This is a genomic window from Gabonia massiliensis, assembly GCF_001403595.1.
Lineage (GTDB): Bacteria > Bacteroidota > Bacteroidia > Bacteroidales > Coprobacteraceae > Coprobacter > Coprobacter secundus.
In genome coordinates, this window is sequence record NZ_LN877940.1 from 145,466 (window position 1) to 162,197 (window position 16,732).

Here is a 16,732-nt window from a genome sequence, read left to right on the forward strand (position 1 = left end):
CACGCCATCAAGATAAAAACGATTTTCCGAAGGCCCTCCGCCTCGAACCAATAAATCATTCCGATAACCACTACCTACCGTAGAAGCTACCCCGGGAAAAGAATTCACAACTTTGGAAATATCCCGATTGACCCCCGGGCTTTTTTCTATTTCCTGCAAACCGATTACCCTCATTGCAATAGGGCTTTCTACCGAACGACGAAAAGGCGATGCCGTCACACTTACCTCTCTCAAATTTATGCGATTTTCTTCTACTTCTATATCCAGTGTATAATCATGCGATGATAAACGAAACTCCGGAGTAATGACAGTCTTATATCCCAACCCTGAAACTTGGAGCCGATATATCCCCGGAGTAACTCCTGTAATAGAAAACCGGCCCAAACTATCGGTCTGAGTCCCTTTAGAAGAATTCCAAACGGCTACACTGACATAGGGTATTCTCTCCCGGCTGTTTCGTTCTGTTACCGTACCTATAATACGATAAGCCTGCTGTGCAGTAGCAGAAAATGCCAATAAACAGAGAAGAAAGAAGAATAAACTCTTTTTCATGCTTATCATAAATTTATTACTTTTGCTGTATAACAAAAATAAAGGCAAAAATAGCGTAAAAAAAAGTATTTGTTTCCATTTTATAGAACAAACATGAAAAGGCTCATTAAAGAAATGACTGCCGATGGTTCGGCAACACTATATATTCCAGAAATAGACGAACATTATCATTCTATAAAAGGGGCTTTGGAAGAAGCCCGTCACGTATATATCGAAACAGCATTACACCAAAGTAATTCTTGTCCTGTACGGATACTGGAAATCGGATTTGGAACCGGTCTAAATGCTTTTCTGACATTACTCGATACCATAAAGAGACAGATACCCGTGATTTATACAACTCTCGAACTCTTCCCGCTGGTCTGGGATGAAATCGAACCTTTACAATATCCAGAAACAATCGCTCCTGAATATAATCGGCTCTTCCGGCAATTACACGAGACAGAATGGAATAAAACAACAGCAATAACTCCCGGATTTACTCTTCTAAAAATACAGACGGACCTTACTCAACATACTTTTAAAAAACAATATGATGTGGTATACTTCGATGCTTTTGCTCCCGAAAAGCAACCAGAACTGTGGGAAGAAGCTATTTTTTCCAAAATAGCAGCAACAATGTCTCCCGGTGGAATTTTAAGTACTTACTGTGCAAAGGGAGAAGTACGCAGACGTCTCCAACGATCAGGATTTATCGTAGAACGCCTATCCGGACCTCTAAATGGAAAGAGAGAGATATTACGAGGAAGAATCGCATGATTATATATCTCAATAGTTGCCGAAAAGTAAAATTATCATTCTTGATAATCTATCCAAACTTTCATTTTGCCAGCCTCTCTATTATCCCAAGCATAATAAGGCAAGAATAACAATTGTTGATTTTCAGTTACAGCCTGTATTGTCGTAATTCCTCCTAAAAATTCAGTTCTTTGTTGTACTTTGAAATGGGTAGAAGTTGTTAACTTCGACCGATCGAAATCTTTTTTATTATCAATTTCTTCTAAACAATATACCAACGGTCCTCGCTGTACTGCTCGTTTGCCCACATTTTGTTTTACCCGAGGGTCTGCAGCAACTTTCTCAACAGGCATATCCATATTTAAAGAAATAATATCACCCGATTTCCAATTGGAAATTACAGCATATCCTTTTTCGATAGGTGCATATATATCCTTATCATTTATCGATAAAGAATAGCTTTTACACCAACCTGGAATACGAATACGGAGCTCTTTATTCAACGGCAGATTTGATGCAATAGAAAACTTTACCAAACCGTCCCACGGGTAATTTGTCTCTTGCTTTAAAATAACATCATTCCCATCTATAGCCAACTGGGTAGTATTACCAATAAACAAATTTACCCACAAAGCATTTACAGAAATTCCATAAATATAATTTCCGACCGACGGTAAAAATCGAGAAATTTGGCTCGGACAACAAGCACAACCATACCATTCCTGACGATGATGGTCTCCCTTCGACTCCAATGGGTTTACATAAAAGAAACGATCCCCAGACAAAGAGACCCCAGCCAAGGCCCCATTATACATCGACCGTTCCAGTACATCTATATACTTCGAATCACCAGTAAACTGATTCATCCGTTGGTTCCAATAAACCATCCCCACTGAAGCACATGTTTCACAATAAGCTTCCAAATTTGGTAAATCATAATCGTCTGTAAATCCCTCATTATTTTTAGAAGAACCTATACCTCCCGTAACATACATATTCCGTAAAACTACATCATCCCACAGGCGATCCATTGCTGCTATATAAGCTGTATCGTGCTTTAAAGCTGCAACATCAGCCATTCCACAATACAAATACATGCAACGTACTGCATGACCGGATATACTTTCCAAATCCCGTACGGGGACAGCATCCTGATAATAAAAAGGATCCCACTCGCCCTCATTACCCTTACTACCATAACCGTGACCACGTTCCTCTAATAACCAATAAGCAAAATCAAGATATTTCTGTTCTTTAGTTATTCTATAGAGTTTGACCAAGGCCAACTCGATTTCTTCATGTCCCGGAACCCAATGCCGCTTGTCCGGACCGAACAGAGATATCATATGATCAGCCATACGAATACTTACATCTAATAACTTACGTTTGCCCGTTGCCTGATAATAGGCAACAGCAGCCTCTATCATATGACCGGCACAATACATCTCATGTTTATCCATATTTGTCCAACGATTCTCAAGTCCCGTCAAAGTATAATATGTATTAATATATCCATCCTCTTGTTGAGCTGCAGCAATCTTGTCGATCCATTCATCAGCTTTTCTCTCTAATTCCGGATTAGGATTATTTATTAGACTGTAGGCAATTCCCTCCAAAGCTTTATAAACATCTGAATCATCAAAAAATATTCCTGAGTGCTCTCCCTTTCCTATAGCGGCATTTACAAAATTCTGCATACGCCCAGTTTGATTTTCTATTTGATTAATACAAACAGGCAAAGTCGCCGATACATGTTTATCTAAACGAGGTGACCAAAAATTATCAGTAATTTTTACATGCGAAAAATCGACCTGCCGAATCATCTTTAAAGAGTCCTGATTCTGAACATCTTTTCGTCCGGTACAATTCCACAATACCAAACAAACTGTTGATAATAAAATGTATCGTTTCATGGGTATTATTAATATAAACTGGTATAAACTATAACATCAATATTTGCATATATTTTCGATACCAATTTAGTAATTGTTTTTCAGAATAATAAGTAAAATCCTATATATTTTCAATAGCATTATTTCTTAAACAAAAAAAATGCCCAAACAATATAATATCCGGGCATTTCTCTTTTTTCATTTTATGTTATTCTATTTCCACATTATTCTACTGGAGACATTACCCGCGTTATCAATAATTTGTACAATATAAAAACCCGGATTTAAGGCAGATGTATTGATTTTAGTCACAACAGTCTCAGAAATTAAACATACTCCTGCCATATCAAATACATTGACCCGGGCGGCTTCGGTTGCCAGATAAATCACATCAACAAAAGGATTAGGATAAGCAAGTACCATTGTTTCCCGTTCTGTTTTTTCTATTCCTACTACACCCCCATACTCATAAGCTCCGACATCTTTGTGCCCTCCTACCATTTCAGCACCTCTAATATCAAAATTCGGAACAATATTTCCTCCACCGACAGAAACACTATTAACTCCAGCATCAATAGCAACAGAACCTTCATTCAATGCAAGGTAAGGTGTACCTATTGCCGGGATTATCAGCTCTTCAGATAACTTAACATCTTCATTTGATAAATCAGCTTTATTGCTCTCGTCCTGTACCGCTGCATCAAAAGAAGGAAGACGAGAACCACCAAAACCGGCATCCATAATATTACTCTGAACTTTAGTCGATTTAAATGCTATCTGATTCTCTTCATTGAATACAAGACCAAAACCCAACTCTCCATTCTTATCCAAAACTATGTTATTGGCAACGACTAAATCAACCGGTAACGAATTCATAAACAAAGAAGATTGTACCGCATTATCCGTAAAATTTTTATAAAAAGTATTATTAACGAATGCAACAGTACCTCCTATTTTGTCATATGATCCCCAGCTAAAATTAATTACAATTCCGTGATGCGCAGCATTATAAGATAATTTATTACGTGTAAATATGTTATTGATGAAACGTATATCTATGTTTTGGTTTTCATCTTGTTCTACTCTCTGAAAGTTGAATGCTCCTCCTGCACTTCCACCATCATTATTATAAAAAGTCGAATTACTTATATATACTTTAGGATTTGCCCCTCTTAAGTAAATTGCTCCTCCAGCCGGATATTTATCTATATGCTGGCATATATTGGAATCAAAATAACACTTGTCAAATGTTACATTTGCTTGGTCTGCAACATCAATACAAACAGCACCCCCCATTTTATAATCATCAATATCTCCACAACTATTATTCTTAAAAGTACACCCCTCAAATGAAACCGGGCTGTTTCCATTTATAAATACAGCACCCCCTTGACGAGACACACAATTTTCAAAAAGAACATTTTTACAATTCAGTTTTCCTCCGACCCAGATAGCACCACCGCCTGTCGCTCCGCCCAAAAATACATTACGTATGCTCACATTTTCCAGATTTAGCGTAGAGTTTACATCTACATTGAAAATACCGCCCCATCCCGCTGCTCCGTCAGAACTATTCATATTTGCTATTTCAAGATTCTTTATCGTAATTGTCTTTCCATCAGACACGTTAAAAAAACGCTGACATTCCGATGGTACTTCTTCACTATCATCGTATCCCAAAATAATAGGAAGAGCGTCTTCACTCTCCTCCCCAATCAATGTAACATTACAAGGAATAGATATAGATTGAGCAACATCCAGAAAAACTAACGATTGAATAACGACAGTACAACCATCAGTCCACTTTCCCGGATTCAGAGTCGCCCACGGAGCAGATTCTGTACCTGCATTATCATCACTGGTATTCTCTGCAAATGGATTTACATAAAAAGTATCGGCTGCCTGTATAGAAACAAAAAACGATGCCAACAACAATAGTAGAAAGTAAAAATTTTTTTTCATAGGTATAAAAAATTAATATATGAATAAATAAGGACTTTAACTCAAAAAAGCCAGCCTGATGACTGGCTTCTTTGAGTTATATCTATTTTTGCATTTTCTGTACAGATACAGCCCCTTTGTTATCAACAATACGAATTATATAAAAACCAGAAGGAAGAGCAGAAACATCAACAGAGGCTACTTGCTCGGATACCAGAACACATGCACCTGTCGTATCGAAGATAGATACTAAAGAAATCTCCTTATTAAAAACAATAATATCCTTAAACGGATTGGGATATGCATTCACACCTTTCGTCCCAATTTCAGCCTTTTCTACTCCCAACATTTCTCCATTATACTCGTATGCACCCAAATCTTTATGACTACCGACCATAGCAATACCTCGAACATCATTTGCCGGAATCACATTATCACTACCAATAAAATATTGGTCCAAACCTTTATCAATAGCAACAGACTCTTTATCAATTACAGGCAAATAGGGTATTCCTATTTCAGGAAATACCAGTGTTTCAGCCAATTTTACTGTCGCTTTCTGTGCTGTTTCTTCAAATATCGTATTATTATTATCCGGATTATCCAGCGCTGCACGAATACTATTTTCTCCTAATCCCCCACCAAAATCATCAAATATGTTATTTTTAATTGTCACGGACTTAAATGGGTACTCTCCATTCAATTCGTCAAACACCCAAGACCAGCCAACCGGTTTTCCTTCTCCATCTGTACCTTGGTCTATAACCAAATTATTCAATAATATCAGTTCTGCCTGTCCCCAAGAATTCATAGCAATAGAAGCTTGTGCTTTATCACTGGGCAGATTTCTAAAAAAAGTATTATTAATAAACTTGAAAGTACCACCGTAACCGGGAGCATAATAACCAGGCATTTTTATTGCCGTTCCGTGCATATCATTCGTTGCTAATTGCCGATTTTCTATAAATGTATTATTTACAGACGAAAAATCAATACTGCCCGTCCCATCATCATTTTGTCTTTCTATCATGATAGCTCCTGCCAACGTAGCAACATTTTTATAAAAAGTCGAATTGGAAATAGACAATTTACTATCAGCACCTTCATAAATAAACATATAAATGGCTCCACCTTTTGTTGGAGGATCGGACAAATCTCCGTTATTCCCTTCAAAATAACATTTGTCGATATTTATATCTGCTTCAGCCGTTTGGGAGCAAATAGCTCCGCCTAATTTCCATAAAGTAAAATTATCCGCTACACTATTATTCAAAAAAGTACATTCTTCACAATGGACTTTTCCCTTCCCACTCACATAAATAGCGGCTCCCAAACCTGCTAAACAATTCTCAAACTTTACATTTTTACAATTCAGCGTACCTTCTGAAAAAATAGCACCACCTCGTGCTCCCGGTAAAGAAACATTCTCTATATTCACATTCTCAAGATTCAATGTAGCCCCATTATTGCAGAAAAGCATTCCCTCCCACTTTGGTTTTTCCGTATCCGATACAGGCTTAGGCTGCATCAAGTTTCTCAAACTTACGTCTTTCAATGTAAAATTTTTATCAAAAACCTGAAAAATACGATCACATGCACCTTCTTCCTCACCATCACCATATCCGATAATATAAACATCGTCTTTAGATAAGCCCTTTACCGTGACATTATCCTTATCAACAGTAGTAACTCCATCAACAATATACAAGCTTTTTAATATAACGGTACATCCATCAGTCCATTTACTCGAATTAAAAGTAAACCAAGGAGCTTGCTCTGTTCCCAGATTTGCATCATCGGCATTTTCAGACATTGGATCTACATAAAATATATCTTGCGAATTTGCTGCAAATACAGAAACAATCCCCAATAATAAAATAAAACATAAAATTCTTTTCATAGGTATAATAAATTAAAGATTAATAGAAAAAATTTCACATAAAATTACGGTATTATCACCTTTTCAGAAAAAACGGTGTCACTTCCCTGAACGACAATTATATACACACCTTTTGACAAAGAGATTGGCAATATATCCGACTTATCTAATCGTTGTGACTTTATCATGCTGCCAAACATATCATATATCGAAACCAATACCTGTTCATCTCCAGATAATCCATCCAATCGTAAATATCCATTTGCATCTATAAAAATGTGTTTTGAGTCAGTTCTTGAACCTGTAATACCTACCGGAGGGCTTTCCTGAAGATACACACAGTTTATTACCTCTATCGGCCTTGAATTAGACACCCCAAAGCTGGACCCATGGGTACGAATCATATTCGGGTCAGGTACAATTGTATTATCATAAAAATAACCTTCTTCTATTGCATTCAAGAACACACATGGCTGAGGACAGCCTTCGATAGTATTGCCATGTATATGTATATTTTGAAATGTACCTGCAGGAGCTAATTTACCATTAGGAGCTTGTGCTACTACAACTAAAGCTCCAGCTTGAGATGTCCAATCCATATTAGCATCAAACATACAATTACGTATCGTATTATTAGCAATCTCTACATTGCTCGAACACCCAGCTTCCATCCAATAAAATTCCGGAGCTATCGCTATGCCACTCATTCCACTCCCTTCTATCGTATTGCCTTGTATAATACCATCTGAAGCTTTAATCAAAATAGCTCTTGAGCGATTGTGACCTACCTGATTATTTATTACCTTAAAACCGCTGCCAATACGATCATTAGAATAAAATACATCTCCTACAGCCAGGCCGTTTACCCATGTAGCCAATTTCACTCGTACCCCTTTTGTATAATTTTCTTTATTCGTAACAGAAGACAACTTAGCAAAACACGCATTAATCTCCGATTGAGACGGATAAGGGCTAACAAAAGATATTTCTTCGGCTACAGAACGCCCTCTAACAGTTCCATCATTGTTTACACACACTACATTATCTTTGGCTTTTACTCTGACTCCATTCAATGAACTTTCCGTTGTTAAAAAATAGACATAACCACTTGCCTGATCCACTTTATAAATAGGATAGAAATTACCATTTATAGCGATACAATCGTCCCCACTGTGTTCCAAAATACATTCTTCTATAATAGGACCGACTTTGGCATACTTACTATGAAGAGCATCGGCAATACCGGCTCTTACCCGATCCTGACTATACTTAGGATCACCAACCTTACGTGTCACTTTGCACCTATAATAATGCGTCTGCTCACAATCATACTCCAAAAAAGAGAAACAATTAGAATCATATACGACAATATTATCCAATTTCATTTGCTTACAGTTACTCAATATTATGGTATGAGCACCTACCCAACCTTTTGCAACAACATCCAAGGCAACATAATCACCTACCTTTACTGACGAACTCGGATTATTCACTACCAAACTTAACATATGATCTCCCGTCTTAGTACAACTTGATGCAGAAGTTGTCGTATAATTATGGACCAATTCTCTATTATCTTTATCATACACTTGTACACGCCCTAATCCTAAGCTATAATCATCCGTCTCCGTTTCTGCCGGATAACCATCATGCACAGCAACATCCCAAGTGGAGCCATTAATTGCCATAATCGTGCCTTGGGTAGAACATGGTGGATCATATTCAATGAAAAAATTTGAAAATGTAAGATTTTCGCAATTTTCAAAATAAAACGCTTGTGATTGACGATTACAAATAATGGTAGAACCGTTACCATTGATTATTACATTTTTCTTATTTCTAAAAGCATAAGCGTCTTGAATATTTACTAAATCAAGGACATACGTTCCTTTGGGAATATCAATTACAGAATTATTAATCTGGCTATTTAAGATATCCCTTAAACTCGGATAATTCTCAGCATAAACACACCAGCAAAAAATAAAAGAAATGAATAGAAGTAATGTTTTTCTCATATTGATACGTTGATAGGTTAAACAAAGTTTTTCTGAATCAAAAGTAATTTCTATTTACTTTTTTGATTATACATATATTATCGAAATTCATATCAATTGTAACATCGTAAAAAGTTACGACACCAATTGTCTCCTTCATCCATAAAAAAATAGAAAATGAAGCCTCGGATTCTTACCATTTAAAACAATAATATTACCAATTGTATCATATCACATCAAAGAAGAGCTTTATAGTTGTCCAAACCAAAAAAGATATATATATTTAATCTGTTATTTTACAAAAAATATACTCTATAAACCTCAAAATTATAACCATGAAACGTCTTCTGACCATTTTAAGTCTTATTTGCTTTTCAGGGAATATCTTATCAAACGATTATCGGTTAATCACCCTTTCCGGTAAAGATGGCTTATCTCAACAAGATGTAGAATGTATATTACAAGACAAACAAGGATTTATTTGGATAGGAACATACGACGGACTCAATCGATACGATGGTAATAGTTTCCTTTTATTTCGCCACAATCCGCAAAACACCAACTCAATAAGCGATAACCGAATACTTTCTTTGCAAGAGTGGCCCGAAAGAGACGAACTTTGGATAGGAACCGACGGAGGAGGCTTGAACTGTTATAACCTGAAAACAGAATGTATCACTCGTTATATGGCCGATTCAAAACACAAAGGACAATTGACAGACAACCAAATAAGCTGCTTCGATAAAAATGGAGACGAAATGTGGGTGGGAACAACAAACGGGCCCCATAAGATAACTTTCACTACTGACAACAAAATACATATAGAACATTACTCTCTAAAAGGAAATTCGGAAGAGAATATATTACAATACACCGTATCTATCGGACACGATGATAATGGAAATATCATTGCTGCAACTCCAAAAGGATTGTTCTTAAAAAATAAAAGTGAAAGCGATTTTAAACTGGTAAAAAAAATGTCTGACCATGTAAAACAGATATTAAAAGACAGTATTGGAAATATTTGGATAATTACTAATTCCGAAATATATTATTATTCTACATTACATCAAAAAATACAAAATTACCTTGAAAACCCATATATTTTAGATTTCCATCCTTCCGGAGCTTTTAGAAGAATATTACCCATCACCGACCGTCTTTACCTTTTATCTACAACGACTGAATTATTTTGGATACATCAAAACGATAATAACTTCACTTTTGAAAAGGTCTCATTTTCCAAAAATGATTTTTGGAATAATAATGAAATGAAATCACTTATGCTTGACAGAACCATGAATGTATGGATAACTTCATTTATGGACGGCATAGCCCGATTTGACCTGAATGCCAAATCAATCTATCATTACTCTCTAAATCATCCAAAAGCTATCGACAAACTTTTTATACAATCTTTAATAAAAGACCGATATAATAGGATATGGGCAGGAACCAACAATGGAATATTTATCATAAATAACTGCAAATCAGATAAAATATTACGTATTAACGAAATAAATGAAAACATATATGACATTATAGAAGACATAGAAGGAAATATCTGGATAACTTCTTTACATAACATATATATGATTCCTGATGGTAACATAAAAAAAATAATCTCATTAAAAAACCAACCAGGATTACCTCAAAATGCCTATCCCTTTGATGGCCCGTACGCATTATGTACAGATAATAAAAATACAATTTGGATAGGTATGAGAAATGGTCTTTTACAAATAAAAAAATCGGGTAATAAATTGGCATATAAACTAAACGATATACAGCCGACAAGCTCTATAAGAGTAATAAATAACATTACCAAACTTTTTTTTGACGAAAAAGACAATACATTATTAATAGGGACAAAAAATGCAGGATTATTAAAGGCAACTCTATATAATAACGGTGATATTAAAAATATAGAATCGATTAGCAAATTAAGCCAAGAAAAAAACGAACATGTATGGTCGATACTAAAAGCATCGAACCAAAACATTTATATAGGAACAGATTCCGGACTCAAAAAACTTATAAAAAATGAAACTGGAGGATACTCTCTGGCAACTGAAAGCAATGACCCCAGAGTACAAACATATAAAATTGCCTCCATTGTAGAAGATAATGCCCAAAATTTATGGCTAAGTACCAGCCTCGGGCTTTTACGGTATTCTTTAAAAGATTACAGTGTAATGAATTATCTGAATACAGACGGACTCTCAACGAATATCTTATCTGAAGGAGCTTTGTACGATTCGAAAACAGACCAACTCTACATCGGTAGCATCAAGGGTATCGATATCATAGACCTTCCCTCCCTCAAAACCAATAATATACCTCCTGAAACTCAGTTAACCGCATTAAAAATAAACAATACAAGAATTTTGCCACATGAAAAATTTAATGGAAGAGAGCTGCTTACCAGTTCCTTAGAATTTACAGACCAATTGGAACTCAAGTATAATGAAAATAACTTTACTATAGAATTTGCCGCACTACATTTTAGTAACCCGGCAAAAAACCTATTCATGTACAAACTTGAAGGTTTTAGTGACGAATGGACTGAAGTAAACAATAATATTAAGTCAGCAACATTTACAAATATCCCCCCCGGAAAATATAAATTATTAGTCAAAAGTTCCAATTGCGACGGTATTTGGAATGAAACAGCCAAAACACTTCCTATCACTATAAACCCAGCTCCTTGGGAAACAGGATATGCATATCTACTATATTTCATATTTATATTTTCTGCGGGATATTTTATATACAAATACTTTAGTGATAGAGCTAAGATAAAAAAACAACTATTCATGGAACACCTCGAACATAAAAAAGAAATGGAAATTGCTGAGGTAAAATTGAAATATCATACCAATATAACTCACGAGTTACGTACTCCTTTATCGTTGATTTCGGCTCCAGTAGAAGAGCTGATCGAAAAATCATATAAAGATGAATTTTTAAGATCACGTCTCCAAATAATAAAAAATAATGCCGACAGACTATTACAACTAATCAGCCAATTTCTAGATTTCAGAAAAGTCATAAACGAAAAATACACACTTTGCATCAAACAGGAAAATCTCCCCCAATTATTAACAAATATCAAAGAAGACTTCTCAGCAATCGCCCAACAAAAAAATATAATACTTGAATATTACAACGATATGGTCTGTGAATATTTCTGGTGTGATAAAGAAGTCATCAGAAAAATCTGTTTCAATCTACTCTCAAATGCAATAAAATATACTCCAGAAAATGGACGCATAGCGATTTATTCTTCTCAGAGTAGCGACAACTCGACAGTACATATTTCTGTAGAAGATACAGGTATCGGTATTGACGAAAAAGAAATAGATAAAATATTTGACCGTTTCTACCAAGTTCCAGGGACAGTAGGAGGCACCGGTGTAGGCCTGAATCTTTGCAAAAATTTAGCAACACTTCATTTAGGAAATATTTCTGTGAAAAGTCACATAGGCGAGGGCTCAATATTCACTCTTGAGATACCCAACACCAAAGAAGCTTATCAAGGTCTGATAGAAGAGGAACCCGATATACATACTTCTGTCATCCCAACAAATGACCATACAGATACACAGGAAAAAGCTAGAAACAAGCCTTTGATTTTGGTTATTGAAGATAACTTTGAATTAAGAGATTACATCGTCACTCTTCTTTCGTACAGCGCAAAAGTTATAGTGGGAAATAATGGAAAGGAAGGTCTGAATCTTGCCTTTAGCAATATCCCAGATATCATTATCAGTGACATAATGATGCCTGTAATGGATGGAATCGAATTTACACAAAAAGCCAAAAACGATATACGTACCAGTCATATTCCAATTATATTACTGACTGCCAAAACCAATCAAGAAAGTGAGATAGAAGGGTTATCATATGGAGCTGACGATTATATCACTAAACCATTCAACCCTCAAGTCCTAAAATTAAGAGTAAACAATTTACTAAAACTTACACAAAAGAAAAAAGAAGAAATATGTAATGGAACAGAAAAATTGAATGAGCGAGAACTGTCTTTTCTTACCAATTTCAAAAATATTGTTCTTGAAAATATTTCCTCTTCAGAATTTGGAATTGATGAAATCTGCCATATTATGGCAATGTCTCGCATGCAACTATATCGCAAAATGATTGCAATTATAAATAAAAAACCCTCACAATACATAAAGGAAATAAAAATGAAAAAAGCATATAACCTAATGAAAGAAAAAGGTTTGAATATAACTGAAACTATGTATGAAATAGGTTATACAAATTATTCTCATTTTACTCGTTTATTCGTAGAAGTAAACCAAATCAGTCCACGCGAAGTTTTAGGAATGAAAAGTAAACATCAGCAATAGGATATACAATAAACTTAAAACATAATTTCCTTTTCCAACCATTTCTTTATCGTTGATTTTAAAATTGCTGAAGAGAGAGGTTTGGTTATATAGTCATTACACCCTGCATCCAACATCTTTTGACGGTCTCGGTCAAAAGCAAATGCAGTAACGGCAATGATAGGCATATCATATCCCATTTCCCGTATCTTATAAGTAGCTTCAATCCCATCGATACGAGGCATCCTTATATCCATAAGAATACCACAAGGAATATACTTTTCAGTAAATTCAATAGCTTCTACTCCATCATGAGCACGTATTATTTCATAATCTCTTTTCAATATAGTAGATACAAGCAAAAAATTACTATCCGTATCTTCCGCAACCAAAATAACAGGCTTCTTTTCTACAACCTCAGACACCTTTTCCATAGTGTTTAAATTATTTGAGTGTGCTTCCAATTGATTCAAATTTTTTAGAGGATAAGTAAACCAAAAACATGAGCCTTTTCCCTGTTCCGATTCCACCCCTATCTGTCCTCCCATCTGTTCTACCAGACTTTTACAAATAGACAGACCTAAACCTGTACCATGAACAAAATTATCTAGCTTAATAAAACGGTCAAAAATATGCTCTACTTTATCCGGTGCAATCCCAACCCCTGTATCTCTAACATAAAATTTCAGATAATCACTCTCTAAATAATATCCAACTGAAATTCTACCTTTAGTCGTAAACTTAATCGCATTATTTACAAAATTAGAAATGACCTGATAGATGCGATTTCTATCCCCTATTATATACATTTCGGACTGATAATCTTCAAATAAAAGCTCTACCTTCTCAGAAACCTTCATCCGCAAAGAACGTACTAAATCTTCACATAATAAATTCACATCGATACGCCCCATAACAAACTCAAGGGTACCAGATTCAATCTTAGAAAGGTCGAGAATATCCGATATCAACTGAAGTAAAAGTTCATTATTATCGCGTACAATAGAAATATATTCCTGTTTTTCTTCTTGTTCCTCTGTATCAAACAATAATTCAGAAAAACCCACTATGGCATTTAACGGTGTCCGTATTTCATGACTCATATTTGCTAAAAATGCCGACTTTAGCATATCACTTTGCTCAGCTTTTTCCTTTGCATTGATTAACTCATCTTCTGCATTTTTCAACTCAGTAATATCATAATTCACACATATCATTTCCAATGAATCAGGATTCTCGTCCATCGGATTACGAATTACATTTACTCGAGTCCACTTATATTTCCCTTCCGAAGAACAAATACGTAAATCCTTACTAAAACTCTCAATATCTCCCTGCTTTACCTGAGTTATAAAATCAAATAAAGCTTGCCGGTCTTCTTCTTGTACATGTTCATATACTCCAATAATACGAGATAACGGAGTATTCTCATCTTCTCCTAAATTCCTATACCATTGAGGGACACCATATCCTTCACGTGTCACCACATCAAATTTGCAGTATCCGACTTTACCAAAACGACTTACCAAAGAAAACGAATTTTCAAATTCAGCGATCTTACTATAAGCATTGTTGATTTCCGTATTGTCAATATTAATAAAAAGATAATTGATAAGATTTCCCCGGGAATCATATAACATGCTCACTTTCGTATATAAATCGATATATCCGCTTTTCATTGTAGGATAATACCCTTTTACCGCCTTAAAAGGATAATTCAAACGGAAAGAAACAGGTTCTTTCCTACGTATAGACTCGATCACATTTTCTGGTAAATTGGGATTCTCAAATAAATTTATACCCAATGCATCTTCCTTACAGTTCAACCCGAAAATCTCTACATCCCGTATATTCATATCGAGCAATACACCATTTTTATCGTATAACTCAATACCTACCGGAATATTCATATAAATATTTCTCAATATTTTCTCACTTCTATCAAGGGCCTCATGGGCCTTTATTTCTTTAGTTGTATCCCCAAACAAAACAACTATCTCTCCCGGTTGAGGCACATAAAAAACAGTAAAACATGTTTTTTGGGTAAGAGGAAATGTCATCGATAATTCTTTGTTCTTACTCAAATCTGCCGATTTTAGTTTTTCCTTTAATTGTCCAATTTTACAAGAACCTATTTCTGAAATCGTCCTATTTTTATACTCAGACAATAATATCCCTGACAATTCTTCAGCTGCATGATTGACATCAAGAACACAATAATCTATCGGACTATTTCTTTCATCTGAAATGACTCTAAGCCGGATATATCCCAAAGGCATATGTTTATACAAATTTTCCAAGTATAAACGCTCTTTTTCGACCTCTTCTTCCGAAAGTCTCATTTCAATACAAAGACTAATAATGTTAGCCAGAGAGGCAAACCACTGATAATCTTCATTGCTCCAATGACGAAAAGTATCTACAATGTCTATTCCCATATATCCCCATACCCTATCTGTATCTAACATCGGAACCACCATTATAGACTTTATGCTCTGCTTTTTCAAATAATATTTTTCTTGAGACGCACATTCAGGGAGATTGTCTAATGAAGATATGATAATAGGTTTTTTCGACTCCATCTGCTTTGTCCACCAAGGAGTAGAATCTAACGGCAAATTTTGAAGTTTATCTATTTCAGGCATTACGTCTGCATCTACAACTTCATAAATACAACTTTGAACTTGACGTTCCCAATCATATTTAAAGATATAAGCTCTACCTTTTCTAAACAAGCGAAGAATATCTCCTAAAATTTTATGTATAACATTTGTGATATTCTCTTCTTTCAAAAAAGATACTAAAGAACAAGAAATAGAATTTTGCTGGTACAGCAGACTATTCACTCGCTGTAAAGATGACTCATAAGATAAAATCTCATCCCGGTCTTCAATACATTGTATAAAACCAAAAGCTCGTAAATTATCATTTATATCTGTATTCTTCTCTCCCAATTTAGAACGTACCCACGTTACCCCGTAACGAGTATAAATAGGGAATACCTGCTCATAGACTTCCTGTACCAGAATAGAAGCAAATTCATTTGAAATACGGTCTCGAAAATCCTCACGTATCAATAACCTAAATTCTTCAAAAGAAACAGTATCCGACTTTAGCCCCAATAAATCAACAAGAAAATCAGAACAAATATATATTCGCTTTCTAAAATCGGCTTCCCACCAGCCCACCCGAGCCAAAGACATGAGTTTCTGACACCGGACAGTTTCCATTTTTCGATTATCCACTTTCTATTTATTAAGTCACTATGCGAATATACAAAAAAATATAAGAAATGACATATTTTATTTTTATTATTAAAAAATATAGAATAAATATGTAACAAATTTTCATATATCTATTTCCTTCGCCTTAAAAGGTATGTAT

General features: G+C 35.2%; 8 protein-coding genes. 2 read left to right on the plus strand and 6 right to left on the minus strand.

Features of this window, described 5'->3' with window-relative positions:
• Positions 1–552 (minus strand): carboxypeptidase-like regulatory domain-containing protein (locus BN2628_RS16845; protein ID WP_154668495.1); only part of this gene is annotated, 552 nt, incomplete at its 3' end.
• Between the two features lie 93 nt (positions 553–645).
• On the opposite strand from BN2628_RS16845, the gene mnmD reads away from it, so the two are divergent.
• Complete coding sequence (gene mnmD / locus BN2628_RS10710) at positions 646–1,311, plus strand: tRNA (5-methylaminomethyl-2-thiouridine)(34)-methyltransferase MnmC2 (RefSeq protein ID WP_021931670.1); 666 nt, start codon at positions 646–648, stop codon at positions 1,309–1,311.
• Positions 1,312–1,346: 35 nt separating this feature from the next.
• Here the strand turns inward: mnmD and BN2628_RS10715 are convergent, their stop codons facing one another.
• The 4 genes from BN2628_RS10715 to BN2628_RS10730 all read right to left on the minus strand — a co-directional run bounded on the left by BN2628_RS10715 (position 1,347) and on the right by BN2628_RS10730 (position 9,017).
• On the minus strand, positions 1,347–3,203 hold the full coding sequence (locus tag BN2628_RS10715; protein ID WP_055097219.1) for a glycoside hydrolase family 127 protein: 1,857 nt from the start codon (positions 3,201–3,203) through the stop codon (positions 1,347–1,349).
• Between the two features lie 192 nt (positions 3,204–3,395).
• A complete protein-coding gene (locus tag BN2628_RS10720; RefSeq protein ID WP_055097221.1) occupies positions 3,396–5,144 on the minus strand; it encodes a T9SS type A sorting domain-containing protein in 1,749 nt (582 codons plus the stop codon).
• A gap of 82 nt (positions 5,145–5,226) precedes the next feature.
• Positions 5,227–7,023 carry a T9SS type A sorting domain-containing protein gene (locus BN2628_RS10725; RefSeq protein WP_055097222.1) on the minus strand — a complete coding sequence of 599 codons (1,797 nt, stop codon included), beginning with the start codon at positions 7,021–7,023 and terminating at the stop codon, positions 5,227–5,229.
• A gap of 44 nt (positions 7,024–7,067) precedes the next feature.
• The gene (locus BN2628_RS10730; RefSeq protein WP_055097224.1) at positions 7,068–9,017 is read right to left on the minus strand and encodes a T9SS type A sorting domain-containing protein; all 1,950 of its coding nucleotides are present in this window, start codon (positions 9,015–9,017) and stop codon (positions 7,068–7,070) included.
• A gap of 314 nt (positions 9,018–9,331) precedes the next feature.
• Here BN2628_RS10730 and BN2628_RS10735 point away from each other — a divergent pair, with 314 nt between their 5' ends.
• Positions 9,332–13,369 carry a hybrid sensor histidine kinase/response regulator transcription factor gene (locus BN2628_RS10735; RefSeq protein ID WP_055097226.1) on the plus strand — a complete coding sequence of 1,346 codons (4,038 nt, stop codon included), beginning with the start codon at positions 9,332–9,334 and terminating at the stop codon, positions 13,367–13,369.
• A 14-nt stretch (positions 13,370–13,383) separates the two neighbouring features.
• Here BN2628_RS10735 and BN2628_RS10740 read toward each other — a convergent pair whose 3' ends face one another.
• Positions 13,384–16,593, minus strand: a complete 3,210-nt coding sequence (locus BN2628_RS10740; protein ID WP_411267747.1) for an ATP-binding protein — start codon at positions 16,591–16,593, stop codon at positions 13,384–13,386.
• Between the last annotated feature and the right edge of the window lie 139 nt (positions 16,594–16,732).